Origin of the sequence: Thermomonas sp., from assembly GCF_020850895.1 — a bacterium.
Classification (GTDB): domain Bacteria; phylum Pseudomonadota; class Gammaproteobacteria; order Xanthomonadales; family Xanthomonadaceae; genus Thermomonas.
Genome location: NZ_JADZDS010000104.1, coordinates 44572 through 62025 on the forward strand (window position 1 = coordinate 44572; position 17454 = coordinate 62025).

The 17454-nt window shown below is 64.9% G+C and carries 18 protein-coding genes and 2 pseudogenes; 8 read left to right on the plus strand and 12 right to left on the minus strand.

The features are described 5' to 3' along the window. On the minus strand, positions 1-645 hold the full coding sequence (locus IT472_RS09355; protein ID WP_297181166.1) for a DUF2238 domain-containing protein: 645 nt from the start codon (positions 643-645) through the stop codon (positions 1-3). A gap of 80 nt (positions 646-725) precedes the next feature. On the opposite strand from IT472_RS09355, the pseudogene IT472_RS09360 reads away from it, so the two are divergent. Further along, positions 726-1628 (plus strand): annotated as a pseudogene (locus tag IT472_RS09360) (patatin-like phospholipase family protein); the annotation flags it as partial. A gap of 164 nt (positions 1629-1792) precedes the next feature. Here IT472_RS09360 and IT472_RS09365 read toward each other — a convergent pair. The 4 genes from IT472_RS09365 to folE all read right to left on the minus strand — a co-directional run bounded on the left by IT472_RS09365 (position 1793) and on the right by folE (position 4043). Further along, positions 1793-2233, minus strand: a complete 441-nt coding sequence (locus IT472_RS09365; RefSeq protein ID WP_297181169.1) for a DUF2231 domain-containing protein — start codon at positions 2231-2233, stop codon at positions 1793-1795. 73 nt (positions 2234-2306) lie between these two features. Further along, positions 2307-2651 carry a hypothetical protein gene (locus tag IT472_RS09370; protein ID WP_297181171.1) on the minus strand — a complete coding sequence of 115 codons (345 nt, stop codon included), beginning with the start codon at positions 2649-2651 and terminating at the stop codon, positions 2307-2309. Positions 2652-2685: 34 nt separating this feature from the next. Beyond that, entirely contained in the window at positions 2686-3390 is a 705-nt protein-coding gene (locus IT472_RS09375; protein WP_297181172.1) for an RNA polymerase sigma factor, read from the minus strand. Positions 3391-3407: 17 nt separating this feature from the next. Further along, positions 3408-4043 carry a GTP cyclohydrolase I gene (folE, locus tag IT472_RS09380; RefSeq protein WP_297181174.1) on the minus strand — a complete coding sequence of 212 codons (636 nt, stop codon included), beginning with the start codon at positions 4041-4043 and terminating at the stop codon, positions 3408-3410. Positions 4044-4191: 148 nt separating this feature from the next. Here folE and IT472_RS09385 point away from each other — a divergent pair, with 148 nt between their 5' ends. Beyond that, on the plus strand, positions 4192-5703 hold the full coding sequence (locus IT472_RS09385) for an FAD-dependent oxidoreductase (protein ID WP_297181176.1): 1512 nt from the start codon (positions 4192-4194) through the stop codon (positions 5701-5703). Here the strand turns inward: IT472_RS09385 and IT472_RS09390 are convergent. Beyond that, the gene (locus IT472_RS09390) at positions 5700-6185 is read right to left on the minus strand and encodes an Lrp/AsnC family transcriptional regulator (protein WP_297181178.1); all 486 of its coding nucleotides are present in this window, start codon (positions 6183-6185) and stop codon (positions 5700-5702) included. The genes IT472_RS09385 and IT472_RS09390 overlap by 4 nt on opposite strands. 116 nt (positions 6186-6301) lie before the next feature. Here IT472_RS09390 and phhA point away from each other — a divergent pair, with 116 nt between their 5' ends. The 6 genes from phhA to IT472_RS09420 all read left to right on the plus strand — a co-directional run bounded on the left by phhA (position 6302) and on the right by IT472_RS09420 (position 12936). Beyond that, positions 6302-7192: a phenylalanine 4-monooxygenase gene (gene phhA, locus IT472_RS09395; protein ID WP_297181180.1), complete on the plus strand. Its 891-nt coding sequence runs from the start codon at positions 6302-6304 to the stop codon at positions 7190-7192. Positions 7193-7343: 151 nt separating this feature from the next. Next, the gene (locus IT472_RS09400) at positions 7344-8378 is read left to right on the plus strand and encodes a class 1 fructose-bisphosphatase (RefSeq protein ID WP_297181204.1); all 1035 of its coding nucleotides are present in this window, start codon (positions 7344-7346) and stop codon (positions 8376-8378) included. 43 nt (positions 8379-8421) lie between these two features. Continuing rightward, positions 8422-10236, plus strand: a complete 1815-nt coding sequence (locus IT472_RS09405) for an SLC13 family permease (protein WP_297181182.1) — start codon at positions 8422-8424, stop codon at positions 10234-10236. 201 nt (positions 10237-10437) lie between these two features. After that, the gene (gene cls, locus IT472_RS09410; protein WP_297181207.1) at positions 10438-11844 is read left to right on the plus strand and encodes a cardiolipin synthase; all 1407 of its coding nucleotides are present in this window, start codon (positions 10438-10440) and stop codon (positions 11842-11844) included. A 65-nt stretch (positions 11845-11909) separates the two neighbouring features. Then, positions 11910-12164 (plus strand): hypothetical protein, encoded by a 255-nt coding sequence (locus IT472_RS09415; RefSeq protein ID WP_297181184.1) that lies wholly within the window; start codon positions 11910-11912, stop codon positions 12162-12164. 10 nt (positions 12165-12174) lie between these two features. Next, positions 12175-12936 carry a pyridoxine 5'-phosphate synthase gene (locus IT472_RS09420; RefSeq protein ID WP_297181186.1) on the plus strand — a complete coding sequence of 254 codons (762 nt, stop codon included), beginning with the start codon at positions 12175-12177 and terminating at the stop codon, positions 12934-12936. Positions 12937-13115: 179 nt separating this feature from the next. Here the strand turns inward: IT472_RS09420 and IT472_RS09425 are convergent, their stop codons facing one another. The 6 genes and pseudogenes from IT472_RS09425 to gyrB all read right to left on the minus strand — a co-directional run. Then, positions 13116-13526 (minus strand): biopolymer transporter ExbD, encoded by a 411-nt coding sequence (locus IT472_RS09425; RefSeq protein ID WP_297181188.1) that lies wholly within the window; start codon positions 13524-13526, stop codon positions 13116-13118. A 12-nt stretch (positions 13527-13538) separates the two neighbouring features. Beyond that, positions 13539-13970 (minus strand): biopolymer transporter ExbD, encoded by a 432-nt coding sequence (locus tag IT472_RS09430; protein WP_297181189.1) that lies wholly within the window; start codon positions 13968-13970, stop codon positions 13539-13541. A 35-nt stretch (positions 13971-14005) separates the two neighbouring features. Next, positions 14006-14764 (minus strand): MotA/TolQ/ExbB proton channel family protein, encoded by a 759-nt coding sequence (locus IT472_RS09435; RefSeq protein ID WP_297181191.1) that lies wholly within the window; start codon positions 14762-14764, stop codon positions 14006-14008. 80 nt (positions 14765-14844) lie between these two features. Beyond that, a complete protein-coding gene (locus IT472_RS09440) occupies positions 14845-15513 on the minus strand; it encodes an energy transducer TonB (RefSeq protein ID WP_297181193.1) in 669 nt (222 codons plus the stop codon). A 154-nt stretch (positions 15514-15667) separates the two neighbouring features. Then, complete coding sequence (locus IT472_RS09445) at positions 15668-16780, minus strand: hypothetical protein (RefSeq protein ID WP_297181195.1); 1113 nt, start codon at positions 16778-16780, stop codon at positions 15668-15670. Positions 16781-16988: 208 nt separating this feature from the next. Then, a pseudogene (gyrB, locus tag IT472_RS09450) lies at positions 16989-17454 on the minus strand (DNA gyrase subunit B); the annotation flags it as partial.

Genomic DNA, 17454 nt, shown 5'->3' on the forward strand with positions numbered 1-17454 from the left:
CTAGCTGCCGGCCTTTACGACTGCACCCAGTTGACGATCGTGCCAGCGCGACAGCAGGAGCAAGGAGGTTGCTGCACCACACAGGCAAAGGAACATGTCCCACTGGGTGTCCCATGGGTCGCCTTGGGTGGCGAGGAAGGCGTCTGCATCCGCGCCGAAGGCCAGCGCCGCCCACCACTCGATCAATTCGAAGAAAGCAGAGAAACTCAGGCAGGCCGCCAGTATCAGGTACGTCAACCAGCCGTCCCGCTGCAACGGCGTGCAGCGCAGCAGCAGTTCGCGGGCAAGGATCGCCGGCACGAAGCCCTGCATCCAGTGGCCGAGCCGGTCCCAGGGATTGCGGGCTGTCCCCAGGAGATCCTGCAACCAGAACCCAAGTGGCGTCTGCGCATAGGTGTAGGTGCCACCATGGATCAGTACCAACGCATGCAGTGCCAACAACCAGCACAACAGCCGGGTCAGCGGGAAACTCGACCAGCGCCAAGCAATCAGGGCCAGGCCCGTCATCGCCCACACCACTTCCAGCAACCAGGTCAGGCGGTCGCGGGTGATCCACCAAGAAACCACCAATGCCAACAGCACGCCACCCGCCAGCAGCCAGCGTTCTGCACGGTTCGGCGGGATCGCGATCACTCTTGTCATCATTCACCCATGCTAGCCGCTGTTCTGCCACGGTTGCAGATCCGGGGCATAAGCTGCGCATCCGTCGTGTCCTCCAAACTACCATGCGCGCGCCCGTTGCAATTACCCTGCTCACCATCCTGCTTGCCGCTTGCGTGTCATCGCCCACGGTGGTCGATGCGCCGGCAAGCCCGGCACCTGTCACCACCCCGACGCTGCCGCCGCTGCGGATCGGCCTGGCTCTCGGGGGCGGTGCGGCCAAGGGCTTTGCCCATATCGGCGTGATCAAGATGCTGGAAGCCAACGGCATCCATCCGGTGCTTGTCACCGGCACCAGCGCCGGCAGCGTGGTTGGCGCGCTGTATGCCAGCGGCATGGATGCCTACGCATTGCAGGAGCGCGCGGTGGCGCTGGATGAGGCGCAAATTCGCGATGTCAGCCTGTTCTCCGGTGGCCTGATCAAGGGCCAGAAGCTGGAGGACTACGTCAACGCACAGGTTGGCAATCGGCCGATCGAGCGCCTACCGATTCCGTTTGCCGCCGTCGCTACGCGACTGGAAGATGGCAAGCCAACGGTGTTCCAGCGCGGCAATGTCGGCCAAGCCGTGCGTGCATCGAGTTCGGTCCCGGGTGTGTTCGAGGCGGTGACCATCGGCCGCTGGCATTACGTCGATGGCGGCGTGGTCAGTCCGGTGCCGGTGGATGCCGCACGGGAACTGGGTGCCGACTTCGTGATCGCGGTCGACATCGGCAGCAAGGCCACCGGTTCCAGTGCCACACCGTACAGCCTGCTGGGCAACGTCAATCAGAGCATCCGCATCATGGGCCAGCGGCTCGCCGCCGCCGAACTCAAGCGCGCCGACGTGGTGATCCGGCCGGCAGTCAACGACATCGGCCCGGCGGATTTCAGCCAGAAACAGCGCGCCATCCTCGAAGGCGAACGCGCATTGCAGGCGGCACTGCCGCAGATTCGTGACCGCCTCGCCGCCGTGCTGACCGCGCGTGCGCAACGGGCGCGTGCGGCTGCGCAGGCACAACAGGCCAGTGCGGCGACGCCGGTTGCCGAATGCACGCCGCACCGAAGCTGGACGACGTTCTGGCGCAGTGTCTGCAGCAAGACCGAGTAAATCCCGCGCAGCGCGACCGCATCACGCCTGCGGTCAACCTTGTTTCAAGGACGTGGCGACGTCCCGACGCCATGGCCGTAGACCAAGGTGCCGCCCAGGAAACCGGTGGCCAGCACCGCCAGCAAGCCGGCACCGCTCAAGGCCAAGGCAACCGTCCCCGGCGCAACCAAGGAGAACTGGTGCTGCTGGATGCCCTGCACCCGCAGCAACAGGCTACCGGCATAGAGGCACCAGCTGGCCAGCGCCATCCCCATGTGCCGGTTGACGATGCGCAGTGCCGGGTGGCCATCGGGCAGCTTGAGCAGATCGACGAATCCGGCGGCGGCAGCGATCAGGCCCGTGGCGCAACCCACCAGCATCAGCAAGGCGGCAAATGTCTGCAGCAGCCAAGGCTGCCAGACCAAGGCCACGCCATCCAGCACCGTCGCCATCAGCCACGCCGCAATCGGGAAGTGCACCAGCATGGGATGGAGCGGATGTTTCATCAGGTGGGTGTCCTGCGCGTTGCCGTGCTGCGCGTTGCCATGGGGATGCTACTGCCGGCGCTGCGACCCATGTTCAGTGCATCACCACGGCGGCAATCAGCAACAACGCGCCGGTAATGGCGAAACTGGCGTGGGTCAACACCACCTTCTTCATCGCCACCCGCTTGCCGTAGTGCATCGAGGCCAGGTAGAAGCCGAAACCGGCGGTGACAAGGAATACGCACAGCGCGATGATCGGCAACGTGCCGACGTTGTCCGGCAGGATGGCCGTGGTCAGCAGGATGATGCCGGTCGCACCCAGCATCGCGTGCAGCAGCGAGACCGCCCATGGCGCGAGTTTCCCGCGCAGTACGAACGAGGCCAGCACCAGGCCACCACAGGCACCCACCAGAAACACGATCAATGCATACAACAACATGGCCCCCTCCTTTGTTGAGTGTGTTGAAACGAAATCAATCGCCAGGCATCGCCTCGATCCGCGCCATCACCGCGGCGGTGACGCGGGCGCAGCGCGCGCCCATGAACTCGAACACGCCGCCACGTGCGCCGCTGACCTTGTCTTCCAGCACGGCGCGCAACTGCTTGCGGGCGCGGTGCAGGCGGGTCTTCACGGTTTCCTCGCGCAACTCGAGTGCGGTTGCGGTTTCCTCGACCGAACAGCCCTCGACATCGCGCAACAGGTAGACCAGCCGGAAGCCTTCCGGCAGGGCGTCGATCGCGCCTTCCAGCCAGCGCCGCAGCTGCGCGGTTTCGGCCATGCGGAACGGGTCTTCGCCCGTGCTCTCGGTGCCGGGAAACGGCACCACCTTGCCGGCATCCATCACGGTCTCCATCACCTCGATCTCCACGGTTTCACGCTTGCGCCGCAGGCGGCCATAGGCTTCGTTGAGCGCGATCCGGGTCAACCAGGTCGCCAGTGAGGCCTCGCCACGAAAACTGCCGATTTTCTGATACGCATGCAGATAGGCCTCCTGCACCACATCCTCGGCTTCGGCTTCGTCGCGGATCACGCCGCGCACCACCCGGAACAGGCGCTGGTTGCAGCGCTGGGTGATCTGCCGAAACGCCTCGCGTTCACCGGCGCGCACGCAGGCCACCAGCTGTGCATCGCCCATTGCGGCGTAATCGCGTGCGGTGGTCGTTGCTGACGAAACCATGGCGTTGCCTCCCCTGTTCAATCCATCAACATTTTCAGGACTTCGCTGCGATACGGCGCGTTCGCGCAGTCACCCAGCAGCCGTCGCGTCACCATGCTGGTGCCGTGGGTGTGTACGCCGCGTGTGGTCATGCAGCCGTGGCTGGCGCGGATCACTACTGCCACGCCACGCGGCTGCAATTCGCGTTGCAGCGTATCGGCGATTTCCGCGGTCAATCGCTCCTGGATCTGCAGTCGACGTGAATACGCATCGACCAGCCGCGCCAGTTTGGAAATGCCGACGACATCCTTGCCCGGCAGATAAGCCACATGCGCCACGCCCTGGATCGCCGCCATGTGGTGCTCGCATACCGACTGCACCGGGATGTCGCGCAGGATCACCAGATCGTCATAGCCCGAGGTCGCAAAACGACGACCAAGAATCTTGCCGGGGTCGCGCCGATAACCGCCGAACCATTCTTCATACGCCTTCACCACCCGCGCTGGGGTATCGAGCAAGCCTTCGCGTGCCGGATCGTCACCGGCCCAACGGATCAGGGTGCGCACCGCCGCTTCGGCCTGGGCGCGACTGGGGCGCAACTCGTCCGCAGTGTCCAGGGTCTGTGCGACATCACGGGAAATCGGGGTCACGGCATGGGCGGCGTGTTCGAGCATTGCGGCGTCCTTTTCGACCGGTTTCCAAGGCTGATGACGCGGCGGCGGAAAAGGTTCCCGCATTGCGAGCGGGAACCGATTTCACGCGGCCTGCATCCAAGTTGCGTGCATCCTGCATTCCATCAGCCAACTCTCGGGAGGGATCGACATGTCCGGAACCACCACGCCCAGCGGCATCGATTTCACCCAAGGCATTGCCTTGGCCGACATCCCCGACGCCGGCGTGGTGACTGGCCATGTTGGTGACGATGCCGTGTTGCTCGCACGCGTCGACGGCCGGTTGCACGCGGTCTCCGGCAGCTGCACCCACTACGGCGCGCCGCTGGGCGAAGGCCTGCGGGTGGGCGATGAAATCCGCTGCCCCTGGCACCACGCCTGTTTCAGCCTGCGCACCGGGCAGGCGCTGAAAGCCCCGGCATTCGCGCCGCTGGCGTGCTGGACGGTGGAGATCGAGGGTGACAGAGCCTACGTTCGAAAGGCCGCCGATGGCATTGCGGCGCCGGTCACGGCACCCAAGCAAACCTTGCCCGAACGCGTGGTCCTGATCGGCGGTGGCGCGGCCGCGTTTGCCTGCGCCCAGCGCCTGCGCGAGCGCGGCTTCGACGGCACCATCACCATGCTCAGCACCGATGCCGATCCACCCTGCGATCGGCCCAACCTGTCCAAGGACTATCTGGCCGGCACCGCCGCCGAGGAATGGATTCCGCTGCAGTCTCCGGAGTTCTATGGCGACAACCGCATCGACTTGCATCTGGATTGCGAAGTGACGGCCATCGATCCGGCTGCACGGCAGGTCACCACCGCCCGCGGTGAGGCCTTCGATTACGACGCGCTGGTGCTGGCCACCGGTGCCGAACCCAACCACCTGTCGCTGCCCGGCTTCGATCTGCCCAATGTCTACGCGCTGCGTTCGCAGGCCGATTCTCGTGCGCTGCTGGCAGGGATTGAACACGCCAAGTCGGTCGCCATCATCGGTGCCGGTTTCATCGGGCTGGAAGCGGCTGGCGCGTTGCGTTCGCGTGGTCTTGAGGTGCATGTCATCGCACCGGAAGCATTGCCGCTGGCGCGGATCGTCGGTGATGAGCTTGCATCCGATCTGCTGAACCGGCATCGGGATCAGGGCGTGCAATTCCATCTGCAATCCCAAACCACTGCCTTCGACGGCAAGGTCCTGAGCTTGGCCAATGGCGACACGATCAACGCCGATGCACTGCTGGTCGGCGTCGGCGTCAAGCCACGCACCGCGCTGGCGCAGGCCGCAGGCCTTGCGGTGGACAACGGCATCCTGGTCGATCCGTTCCTGCGTACCTCAGCCGATGGCATCTACGCCGCCGGCGACGTGGCCAGCTACCCGCACGGCGACGGGCGCGCGCGGGTCGAGCACTGGGTCCACGCCGAGCGCATGGGCCAGTGCGTGGCCGACAACCTGCTGGGCGATGCGCGCACCTTCGACGATCCGCCGTTCTTCTGGACCCACCACTACGGCACCGACCTGCGCTACCTCGGCCATGGCCGCGGCTGGAATTCGATTGAAATGGACGGCACGCCAGCCGACAACGACTGCCTCGCCCGCTATTACCGCGATGGCGCGCTGATCGCCGCCGCCGCGATCGGTCGCGATCGGGAGTTGCTGGAATTACAGGCCACGTTGGTGGACTAGCCGGTCGGCAATTCCAGACCCTGCGCCCGCTTCACCGTGCGCAGCACGAAGCTGGAATTGACGTCGGCGACCTCGGCCTGCGCCAGCAATTTGTCGAGCAGGAAGCGGGAGAAATGCTCCAGCCCGCCGACCACGACGTGCAACAGATAGTCCATGTCACCGGTCAGGGCATGGCAGGCCACGACTTCCGGCCAGGCGTTGACCTGTTGGGCAAAGACCGCGATGCGTTCGGCGTCGTGGCTCTTGAGCTGCACCCGCACGAAGGCCTGCAGGCCCAAGCCCAGCCGCTCCGGGTCCACCTCGGCGCGATAGCCGACGATCACGCCGTCGCGTTCCAGCCGCTGCACCCGCCGCAGGCAGGCAGAGGCCGACAGATGCACGCGCTCGGCCAGTTCGGCATGGGTCTGGCGGCCGGCGCGTTGCAATTCTGCCAACAAGACGAGGTCGATCCGGTCCAACTCGATTGCGCTCATATCCGACATATTCCGGATGAATTACGCACTAATCATGCTTGAATCATCAATTTTTGCGCAATAAAGCAGACATCGTGCGCCCTTGCCCGCCTATGCTTGCCGTTTCCACCTTGTTCGAGCCTGCCATGAACGCCCAACCTCGCCGCCTCGAAAACATCCAGACCGATCGCGGCTCGGTTCCCGTGTACACCACAGGAATCGTCGAACAGCCTTGGAACGACTATTCCGACGTCGACCACGACGTCTGGAGGCGGTTGTACGAGCGCCAGCGCAACGTCCTTCCGGGACGCGCCTGCGATGCGTTCTTGCATGCGCAGGACACCATGCGGATGACGCCGGACCGGATTCCGAAATTCTCGGAATTGAACAAGGTGCTCGGGGATGCCACCGGCTGGCAAATCGTCGGCGTTGAAGGCCTGTTGCCCGAATTGGATTTCTTCACTCACCTCGCCAACCGGCGTTTTCCAGTCACCTGGTGGATCCGGCGTCCGGACCAGATCGACTACATCGCCGAGCCTGACCTGTTCCATGATCTGTTCGGTCACGTTCCGCCGCTGATGGATCCAACCTTCGCCGACTACCTGGTTGCCTATGGCGAAGGCGGGGTCAAGGCCCACGGTTTCGGCCCGGACGCGCTGATGCAGCTGGCACGGCTGTATTGGTACACGGTGGAATTCGGGCTGATGCGAGAAAACGGACAGATGCGCATCTACGGGGCCGGCATCGCCAGTTCCGCGGGGGAATCCGTCCACAGCGTCGAAAGTGCCGCCCCGAACCGAATCGCTTTTGACCTGGAGCGAATCATGCGCACCCGCTACCGGATCGACAGCTACCAGAAGACCTATTTCGTGATCGACAGCTACGAACAGCTGATCGAGGCGACCCGACCCGATTTCGCTCCAATCTACGCACGGCTGGCCATGCAGCCGACCGTTCCGGCCGGTGGTGTGCTGGAGACCGATGCCGTGTTGCAGCATGGCAGCGGTGAAGGTTGGAGCGCCGAAGGCGATGTTTGAGGCCCTGCGTCGGGGTTCCGTGCAAGCCGGGCGCACCAGGCCGCGGTACCGTCTGGAATCCCGCCGGTACTGCTAGCCATAAGGCCGGCTCGTCCACCGCCCGCGCTTTGGGCCACAATAACCTCGCCATGCCCAGGGGGATGCCATGACGATGAGTGGGGCGATAGCGCTGACCCGCTACCTGATCGAAGAGCAACGCGCCGGCCATATCAATGCCGAGTTGCGCCTGCTGGTCGAGGTGGTGGCACGCGCCTGCAAGCAAATTTCCGTCGCCGTGGGCAAAGGTGCGCTGGGCGGCGTGCTGGGTGATGCCGGGTCGCCAGGCGAGGCCAGCATCAACGTGCAGGGCGAGGCGCAGAAGAAACTCGACGTGCTCAGCAACGAGATCCTGCTGGAAGCCAACGCCTGGGGTGGACATCTTGCTGGCCTCGCCTCCGAGGAAATGGACGCCTCGCAGCCGATCCCGGACACGTACCCGCACGGCAATTACCTGCTGTTGTTCGACCCGCTCGACGGCAGCTCCAACATCGATGTCAATGTCTCGGTCGGCACCATCTTCTCGGTACTGCGCTGCCCGGAGGGTATCGCCACGCCAGCCGACGCGCATTTCCTGCAACCGGGCACGGCGCAGGTGGCCGCCGGTTATTGCGTGTACGGCCCACAGACCACCCTGGTGCTGACCGTCGGCCACGGCACCCATGTGTTCACCCTGGATCGTGAAGTCGGCAGTTTCACGATGACCGCGCGCGGCATCCGCATCCCGGAGGAGACCAAGGAATTTGCGGTCAACATGTCCAACCAGCGGTTCTGGGAGCCACCGATGCAGGCCTATGTCGGCGACCTGTTGGCCGGCAAGGACGGGCCCCGCGGCAAGGACTTCAATATGCGCTGGGTGGCCTCGATGGTGGCCGACGTGCACCGCATCCTCACCCGCGGCGGCATCTTCAGCTATCCGCTGGACAGCAAATGCGCGGCCAAGGGCGGCAAACTGCGGCTGATGTACGAAGCCAACCCGATGAGCTTGCTGGTCGAACAGGCTGGCGGCGCTGCCAGCACCGGCCGCCAGCGAATGCTTGAGGTCCAGCCGACCGGCCTGCACCAGCGGGTGCCGGTGTTCCTCGGATCGAAGCGCGAAGTCGAGGCCGCCGAGGGCTACCACCACGCCCAAGGCACCGACGCAAGCTGAGCGGCGCTTCCTCCAGCGCCCCAGCCGGAACGCCAACCACCGCATGCATATCAACCCCGCCACGTGGTCCCAGATTGTCTTCGGGCTGATCCTGATCGGCGGGCTGTATCTGTTCATCAGCGAGAAGCTGCGGGTCGATGTCACTGCCATGTTGATCCTTGGCGCGCTGGTGATCACTGGCCTGCTCGACGGCCAGCAGGCCCTGTCCGGGTTTTCCAGCGAGCCGGCGATCATCGTTGCCGCGGTGTTCGTGATCTCGGGTTCGCTCGGCACCACCGGCATCAGCGAACGGATCGGTCGCTGGATCGAACATGCGTCCGGCAATTCCGAAAGCCGGACGATCGCGGTGGTGATGCCTCTGGTGTCGCTGCTGGCCGCCTTCACCCACCACGTCATGGTGACGGCGATGATGCTGCCCTTGCTGCTGCGCCACGCCCGCAGCCGCCACCTGCCGGCGTCGCGATTGTTGATGCCGATGTCGCTGGCAGCTTCGCTCGGCACCACCCTGACCCTGTTCAGCGCCCCGGCATTCCTGCTCGCCAACGACATGCTGCAGCGCTCCGGCAATGAGGGCCTCGGGATTTTCTCGGTCACGCCGATCGGAATCGCGCTGGTCGTGATCGGGACTGGCTACATGCTGCTGACGCGCTGGCTGTTGCCCAAGCGCAGTGGCCAGCAGAACGACGACACCTACCTGCGGCTGGACCGCTATCGGACCGAACTGGTGGTGGTCAAGGACGGTCACTGGTGCACCCGTCCGTTTTCCGAACTCGAAAAAGCGCTTGGCCAGCGCTTCCGGCTGCTTGCCTGGCTGCGTGACGGCAAGCACCGTGACGACCTGCGATCCAACAGCCCGTTGCTGGCGGGCGATGTCCTGCTGGTGGAGGCCGCGGCCGACGAACTGCTCTCCCTGCACGATGATACCGGCCTCGACCTCAATGCGATCGCGCGGTTCGGCGGCCTGGCCAGCAGCGAGGACGGCCACACCCAACTGGTGCAGGCAGTGGTCGCGCCGGGTTCGGAATTCATCGGTCGCAGCATCCGCGAGCTTGATTTCGCCCGCCGTTTCCACACCGTGATCGCCGGGCTGTGGCGTCGTGACGAACAGATGGCCGAACGCCTCTCCGATGCACGCCTGCAGGAAGGCGACCTGCTGGTGCTGTGGGGCAATCCATCGCGGTTTTCCGAACTGGCCACCCACCACGGCTTCCTGCTGCTGGTGCCATTCGCCGGCGAAGCCAAGCGCCGGCTGCGCGCACCGCTGGCGCTGATCATCCTCGGCGCGACGATCCTCGCGGCCGTCACCGAATTCCTGCCGCCGCAGCTGGCGTTCCTGTTCGGCGCCCTCGCCATGGTGGTCACCCGCTGCATCGACGTCGAACAGGCTTACCGCAGCATCGACACCCGCATCTTCGTGATGATCGCCGGGGTGATTCCACTCGGGATCGCGATGGAACAGACCGGAACCGCGGCACTGCTTGCAGGGGGCTTGGCACACCTGATCGCGCACTGGCCGCCGCTGGCCATCCTGTTGGTGGTGTTCTCGCTGGCTGCACTGCTCACCCAAGTCATGAGCGATGCGGCCACCACCGCCTTGCTCGGACCGATCTCCATTGCCATGGCGCAAGCGCTGGGATTGCCGCCTGCACCGTTCGTGGTGTGCACGGCCTTGGGTGCCGTGGTGGCATTCCTGACCCCGATCGGCCACCACGGCAACCTGCTGATCCTCGGTCCCGGCCAATACCGGTTTTCCGACTTCATGCGCATCGGCTTGCCGCTGACCGCCCTGATCGCCTTGGTCAGCGCCTGGTTGGCGCGCTGGCTGTGGATGCACGGCCCACTGCTGCCGTTCGGTTGAGGCCTTCCCGCTTGCACCACCGCCGAAAAGGCCGGACAGTCGCATCTGCACAACCCCTTCCGGAGAGGCCGGTGCCCCTGCCCATTGCAGCACGCAGCCGCATCGACGGTGGAGCCGCGCGTCCCGCAGCGCCGCGGCGCCACTGGCGCATGGGCTGAGGCCACGGTGATGGAGGTCGTGCTGCTGCAGGCGTGGAGCGCGATGCGGGACATCCCGCACGTTCGCGCCTGGCTTGCTGCCGCTTGGGCGCTGTACCTGCTCGGGCTGGGAATCTGGATCCTCCTGCAGAAGCGTGAACCGGCCGCCACCCTGAGCTGGCTGATCAGCCTTGCGATACTTCCCTACCTTGGATTCTTCATCTACTACGTGTTCGGGCCACAGCGCCTGGTTCGGCACCGCGCCAGACGCCGGCAGCGAGCAAGCCTTCCCGAACCGACCGCAGCAGCCACGCCGGTTGCCCAAGAACTGAGGACCCTGGCGCAAGCCACCACCGGCTACGCGCCCACCACGGCCTGTCATATCGACCTGCTGGTGGACGGTTGCCAGAAATATCCGGCCCTGCTGGATGCGATCGCACGGGCCCGCCATCACGTCCACCTCGAGTACTACATCCTCGAGCCCGACCTCACCGGGCGTGCGCTTGTCTCGGCCCTGACCGAACGCGCCAAGGCCGGGGTCTCCGTGCGCCTGCTGCTGGACGCGGTTGGTTCCAGCCGTGCGCCGAAGTCCATGTTCCAGCCCCTGCTGGACGCCGGCGGCGAGCTTGCCTGGTTTCATCCAGGCCGCGTTTGGCTGCCGTGGCGACGGCCCTGGGTCAATCTGCGCACCCACCGTAAACTCGCCGTCATCGACGGCGCGGTGGGCTTCATCGGCGGCATCAACCTCACCGACGAAGAGGATCCGCGGGTTCGCCCGGATGCCTACCGCGACCTGCACCTTCGGGTGCAGGGCGATGTCGTCCGCAAGCTGCAGGACCTGTTCGTCGACGACTGGGCCTATGCCACCGGCAGGCGGGAATTCATCAGCGGTCTTGCACGCAACATGCCGCAGCCCTGCCCGGGTCGTGTGCGGGTGCAATTGTTGGCCTCCGGACCGGATTCACCCTGGGAAGCCATCCACCGCCTGCACGTGCATGCCATCCATTCCGCCGAACAGCGCGTCTGGCTGGCAACGCCTTATTTCGTTCCTGGGGAAGCGGCGATGATGGCACTGACCTCGTCTGCCCTCGGTGGTCTCGACGTCCGGGTGCTGGTGCCAAGAATGAGTGACAGCAGGCTTGTCACTTGGTGCGTGCGTTCGTTCTACGACGAGCTGCTAGCCGCCGGGGTGAAGATCCACGAATACGGACCGCGCATGCTCCACAGCAAGGCGCTGCTGATCGACGACCACTTGGCCATCGTCGGCAGCGCCAATTTCGACCACCGCAGCTTTCGCCTCAACTTCGAAGCTTCGCTGCTGATTGATGACGCTGCGTTTGCCACCACCCTGTCCAAACTGCTCGCTGAGGAATTCGCCGACGCCCGCGTGGTCGGCCGCGACCACGCCCAACCATTGTTCACGCGACGCCTGCCGGAAGCCATGGCACGCCTGCTGGCTCCGCTGCTGTAATCGACCCGCTGCCACGATCGCCACGGCCGTCGTACACTGCCATCCTCCCACCACGGGTCGCGCCCATGCACTGGCTGTTCCTGCTCCTGGCCTTCGCCGCCATGGTCTCCGGTTTCTTGACCACCTCGATGGCGGTGCTGTCGGCCTGCATCGTGGCTGCGCTCGTCCTGTTCCTGTTGTGGGTGCTGGGCATGTACCAGACCCATGTGGCTGGTTCGGGGCGCGACACCACGGCAATGATCGATCCCGCAGAGCTGCGCCGGCTGCGTGAACTGGCGCAGGAGCGACGGGCGGAAGAAGCCAAGGATCCCCCACCTTGAGGTTGGCGTGGTGACCGCGATCAGCGTCAACCTCAACAAGATCGCACTGTTGCGCAACGCGCGCGGCGGGCATGAGCCTGATGTCGCCCGTGCGGCACGCACCTGCCTGGATGCAGGCGCGCATGGGTTGACGGTGCACCCCCGGCCGGATGCACGCCATGCCCGCGCCGATGATGTCGCCGTGCTGGCCGAGCTGTGCCGCTTGCGTGATGTGGAATTCAACATCGAAGGCAACCCGTTCGCACCGCCGCGTCCGGGCTATCCCGGCCTGCTGGCCCTGTGCGAACAGGCGCGCCCGGCACAGGTGACCTTGGTTCCGGATGGCGATGGCCAACTGACCTCCGACCACGGCTTCGATTTCCGCCGTGATGGCGAGGCGTTGCGACCGTTGATCACGCAGTTCCGGGCACTCGGCTGCCGGGTCAGCGTGTTCGTCGATGTCGGCAACCCGGACGTGGCGATGGCCGCCGTCCTCGGCGCGCACCGTGTCGAGCTGTATACCGGACCCTACGCCGAAGCCTTTGCTGCTGGCTCTGCCGATGTTGCACTGGCCGCTGCCGCGACCACCGCGCGATTGGCGCAGGCGGCAGGACTTGCCGTCAATGCCGGCCATGACCTCGACCAGGCCAACCTCGGCGCATTCCTGACAGCCGTTCCCGCGGTGCAGGAAGTCTCGATTGGTCATGCCTTGATCAGCGAAGCGCTCTACGTCGGGCTGGATGCCACCGTTCGCGCCTATCGCGCCATCGTCGAAACCGCCGCCGCCCTGTAGACGCGCACCGCTGTTGTGGGAGCGCACCGCAGGGGCGCGATGCTTTTGGTGGGATCCTGAAAGAGCGTTCGCGCCCCTGCGGTGCGCTCCTACAGCTCGCAGACAAAAAAACGCCGCCCAAGGGCGGCGTTCGTCATCCACGACGTGCTCCGAAACCGGAGCGGAAATCGATGTTCGTACTACTGGACGAAGCCGATCTTGACCAACCGAGCATTCTTGGCAGCCACCAGCACCTTGGCCAAGATGCCGTACTGCGCCGATTCGTTGGTTTCGATCTGGAGTTCCGGCTGGTTGAGCGGATCGCGCTGCGATTCCTCACGCATTTTGGGCTCCAGCTCGGTGAGCTGCACCGGCGAATTGTTCCAGAACACCTGTCCTGCGCCGTCGATCCGCAGCTTGATCGGCTCCGGCGGATTCGGCGGTGGCTCGACCGGGTTGTCGGTCTTCTGCGGCAAGTCCACGTCGACCGGAATCGACTGGATCGGCATCGTCACCATGAAGATGATCAGCAAGACCAGAAGGACGTCCACCAGCGGCGTGACATTGATGTCCGCCATCGTGCCCGCGCTGCTGCCACTGGAAAAGGCCATCGTGCGCTCTCCTTACAGCCGGCGCTTGGGCGGCGTGGTGATGAAGCCAACTTTCGCCATGCCCTGGGATTGGGCGATCTTCACCACCTCGCCCACCATCGAATACGGCGTGGTTGAGTCTGCGCGGATCTGGACCGGCGGCTGTGGTTGCCTCTGCGCCTCGACCGACAGTCGGCTTTCGATCGCCGGCTTGGTCGTCGGCTCATCGTTCAGGAACAGCTCGCCGGCCTCCGTGATGGTGATCGTAACCGGCGTGTCCTTCGGCTTCTTGTCGTCCTGCTGCTGTTGGAGCGTCGCCTCCGGAAGCTGGACCTTGATCTTGTGGTTCATCAATGGCGTGGTGATCATGAAGATGATCAGCAGCACCAACATCACGTCCACGAGGGGCGTGACGTTGATTTCCGCCATCGGCGCGCCGTCTTCTTTGGCGACACTGGCTCCCATGGGCAGGGCTCTCCGTCAGTTCCGTTCGTCAACGATCAACGGTTGACCTGCAGCTCGCCCACGCGGGAACCGGTGGCAAAGAAGTCATGCAAGTCGTGCGCGAAGGTGTCGAACTGGTTGTTGGTGACGCGGTTGAAGCGCACGAACGCGTTGTAGGCCAGCAGGGCCGGGATCGCGGCGAACAGACCGAACGCGGTCATGATCAGCGCTTCGCCCACCGGGCCGGCCACCGCCGAGATCGAGGCATCGCCCGAGGCACCGATCCGGATCAGGGCGTTGTAGATGCCCCACACGGTACCGAGCAGGCCGACGAACGGCGCCGAGGAGCCCACGGTCGCCAGCACGGTCAAGCCGTCTTCGAGGCGCAGCGATTCGCGGGTCACGGCCTGGCGCAGGGCACGGTCGACGAACTCCGAACGGCTCAGCGATTCGGCCAGCGGCGAGCCGTCCTGGCGCTGGTGGTGGGCGGTCGCTTGGGCGGCGTCCAGGGCGATCTTGGAGAACGGCTCCGAACGGGGCTGTTCTTCCATGTAGCGGATCGCGTCCTGTGCGTTGCTGGTTTCCCAGAACGTGTTGACCACGCGGTCTGCGCGGCCGCGCAGACGCAGGTTCTTGATCGCGTTGATGATGATCCAGTACCAGGACATCAGCGACATGATGAGCAGGGTCACGAAGACGATCCAGCCCATGAAGTCGAAGTTCTGGATCAGGTGGTCGAAGCCCATCTGCTGAAGCGCGGCGGCGTTGTTGCCTCCGGCGGCGGCAGGTGCGGCAGCAGCTGTTTCTTGCAACATACGCTTACCTTTCGATGTCGTGGATGGGGTATTTCAGGGAGAACGGTGCAACGGGTGGTGCGGGCGAAACGGGAACGGGTTTACCTCGGGGGCTCGAACGTCACCGGGACGATCACCCGGCTTGCCACTTTCTGGCCATTGCGGACTTCCGGATTGAAGCGCCACTTGCCCGCGGCCTTCACCGCCGCCCGGTCAAGGTTACGGTTGCCACTGGACCGCTGGACCTCGACGTCCAGCACGCCGCCGTTGGCATCGATGCTGATGATCAGGGTCACGGTGCCGCCAATCCCGCTGCGCATCTCCTGCGGCGGATAGACCGGGGGATTCAGTGCGCGCGAGGATGGGTCAACGCTGGAGCCAATGTCGGGAACCGCAGCCGGTGGCGACGGTGGCGACGGTGGCTGTGCCACGGTGTCGATCGGCCGCCTCTCGCTGAGCACCACCGGCGGAGCCTCCGGCGGCGGCGGGATCGGGCTGGGCTGCGGCGGCGCCAGCTGCTTGGGCGGCGTCAGCGGTTTGGGCTGGTCCGGCGGCGGCGGCGGTGGTGGTGGTGGTGGTGGCGGCGGCTCGATGAAGGTCACGCTCACCGAGTCGTTGTTGACCTGTTCCTGTGCCGGCGGCGACATCGGCGTCAGCAACAGGAGGACGCCGGCAACGTGGATCGCGATGGCGCAGCTGAAGCCAGCGATACGCGGCCAGCTCAAGCCATCAACCCGGTCGCTTCTGTGCTGGGGGAAATCTTCCGTCATGCGCACGGCTCTGGAATGGGTTCACGGCACGGCTCGTGCCGACAGGGTTGCTGACGCGGCACATGGCCGCCGGAATTACCTAGCTTACACGAATCATGTGCGCTTGTTCCATACCCAAGACTGCTGGCAGGCATCGGGCTGCGTGACGCACGTCTCAATGCCCGATGATCCGGTTGGCTTCCTCCGGTTTCTTGATGCCTTTGGCCAGGGCCTGGCGTGCCGCCTCCCTGGCTTCAGCCTTTCTGCCCGCATAGTCGAGGACCTTGGCGAGGTTCAGGTAGCCCTCGCCATCGGTCGCCATCGGCGCGGCGCGCGTGTAGAGGTCGATCGCCAGCGAAAGCTTTTCGGCATAGAAGGCGTTCTGTGCCAGCAGCTGGTAAGCCCTGCCCAAATCCGGTCCCGGCTGCAGTATGCCCTTGGCCACGCCGGCAGCAATCACCCGCTGCGCATCATCGAACCGCTGGGCGTTGAGGTAGCCGACATACAGCGCCTGCAACTCGCGCGGGTCGGTCAGCAAATCGCGCTTGAATGCATCTTCGAGCAGGGCATTGGCTTGGTCGTATTTTTCCGCTGCCTGCAGCGACGCCGCCGCGTTCATCAGCAGGCGCTTGTCGTTCGGATTCCGGGCCAGCAAGGCTTGGTAGGCAGCGGCGGCCTCTTCATTGCGTCCGAGGGTGCTGAGGATGCCCGCACGGAAGCTCAGGGCCTCCGGCTTGTCGGATTTGGTTTCGGCCAGGAAACGGTCGATCGTCGCCAGCGCCTCGGCATGCTTCGCCTCGCCGAATTGGATGACCGCCAGATTGAACATGGTCGCGTAATGACCGTCGTTGTCGAGTCCGTTGGCGGCGAGCGCCTTGGCGAAATAGTCGGCGGCCTTGTCCTGTTGCTGCAGGTTGGACGCGGCGTTGCCGGCCATGGTGTAGGCGAATGACTTGTCATACGCACCGGCAATGGACGAATTGGCGATGTCATCCGCAGCGGCCATGACCCCTGCCCAATCCTCTTGCTCATAGCGCTCCTGCATGGCCTTCAGCTTCGGCATCAGCCTGGGGGTGGCCTTGGCGTCCGGAGCTTGACGGGTCGCATTCGGATAAGCCGGCGGGCGGGCTTCCGTCTCCGCGCTGGCTTGGCCTTGTTGCCGCGCAGCCCTGCGCTCCGCGCGCGTTTGGTGTCCGCTGCTTTGGGCCTGGGCAAGCGGGGTCAGCGTGAGCACGCCCAAGCCAAGGACCAAGGCAATCGTGAGCGGCCGAAGGGAAAGCTGTGACATGGAATCACCTCAAGGACAAGGAACAACCCGCCGACAAGGCGGGCAACGATGCATGGTAGCGCTGTCGTCGGGTCGGCGACACAGTACCAAAAGACCTATCCGCTCCGTTCCCGGAGCGCGGCGAAATAGCATATCCGTCTTTTGGGCCGCCGGATCGAACGCCTCTTCCTGCTTGTGGCAGCTCTCGCCGCAATGCGCCATGAAGCGATCACACGTCGAGATTGGCGACTTTCAGGGCATTGCTTTCGATGAAGTCGCGGCGCGGTTCGACCACGTCGCCCATCAGCATGCTGAAGATGGCGTCGGCTTCGACCGCATCATCCAGCTTGACCTGCAGCAGGCGCCGGGTTTCCGGGTTGACCGTGGTGTCCCAGAGCTGTTCCGGGTTCATTTCACCCAGGCCCTTGAAGCGCTGGATCTGGCGACCTTTCTTGGCTTCTTCCAGCAACCAAGCTTGCGCTTCGGCGAAGTTGCGCACGGCTTGGCTGCCCTTGCCGCGCACCACCCGCGCGCCGGGGCGCACCAGCTCGTGCAGCAGGCTCGCGGCCTCGCGCACCAGCCGAAGTTCGCCGTGGTCGAACAAGGCCTGCGGTAGCACTTGGGTCAATTCCTCGCCCATGTGGCTGCGGATCACCAGCAGCGCCGCCGGTCGGCCGGGTTCTGCCGGCTGCCAA

Bases quoted from the DNA above. Each gene is read 5' to 3' on its own strand.
- IT472_RS09425 (WP_297181188.1), bottom strand. From the start codon at position 13,526: ATGGCCTTTTCCAGTGGCAGCAGCGCGGGCACGATGGCGGACATCAAT.
- IT472_RS09435 (WP_297181191.1), bottom strand. From the start codon at position 14,764: ATGTTGCAAGAAACAGCTGCTGCCGCACCTGCCGCCGCCGGAGGCAAC.
- IT472_RS09390 (WP_297181178.1), bottom strand. From the start codon at position 6,185: ATGTCGGATATGAGCGCAATCGAGTTGGACCGGATCGACCTCGTCTTG.
- IT472_RS09440 (WP_297181193.1), bottom strand. From the start codon at position 15,513: ATGACGGAAGATTTCCCCCAGCACAGAAGCGACCGGGTTGATGGCTTG.
- IT472_RS09430 (WP_297181189.1), bottom strand. From the start codon at position 13,970: ATGGGAGCCAGTGTCGCCAAAGAAGACGGCGCGCCGATGGCGGAAATC.
- phhA (WP_297181180.1), top strand. From the start codon at position 6,302: ATGAACGCCCAACCTCGCCGCCTCGAAAACATCCAGACCGATCGCGGC.
- IT472_RS09400 (WP_297181204.1), top strand. From the start codon at position 7,344: ATGAGTGGGGCGATAGCGCTGACCCGCTACCTGATCGAAGAGCAACGC.
- folE (WP_297181174.1), bottom strand. From the start codon at position 4,043: ATGCTCGAACACGCCGCCCATGCCGTGACCCCGATTTCCCGTGATGTC.
- IT472_RS09370 (WP_297181171.1), bottom strand. From the start codon at position 2,651: ATGTTGTTGTATGCATTGATCGTGTTTCTGGTGGGTGCCTGTGGTGGC.
- IT472_RS09355 (WP_297181166.1), bottom strand. From the start codon at position 645: ATGATGACAAGAGTGATCGCGATCCCGCCGAACCGTGCAGAACGCTGG.
- cls (WP_297181207.1), top strand. From the start codon at position 10,438: ATGCGGGACATCCCGCACGTTCGCGCCTGGCTTGCTGCCGCTTGGGCG.
- IT472_RS09445 (WP_297181195.1), bottom strand. From the start codon at position 16,780: ATGTCACAGCTTTCCCTTCGGCCGCTCACGATTGCCTTGGTCCTTGGC.
- IT472_RS09375 (WP_297181172.1), bottom strand. From the start codon at position 3,390: ATGGTTTCGTCAGCAACGACCACCGCACGCGATTACGCCGCAATGGGC.
- IT472_RS09385 (WP_297181176.1), top strand. From the start codon at position 4,192: ATGTCCGGAACCACCACGCCCAGCGGCATCGATTTCACCCAAGGCATT.
- IT472_RS09365 (WP_297181169.1), bottom strand. From the start codon at position 2,233: ATGAAACATCCGCTCCATCCCATGCTGGTGCACTTCCCGATTGCGGCG.
- IT472_RS09405 (WP_297181182.1), top strand. From the start codon at position 8,422: ATGCATATCAACCCCGCCACGTGGTCCCAGATTGTCTTCGGGCTGATC.
- IT472_RS09415 (WP_297181184.1), top strand. From the start codon at position 11,910: ATGCACTGGCTGTTCCTGCTCCTGGCCTTCGCCGCCATGGTCTCCGGT.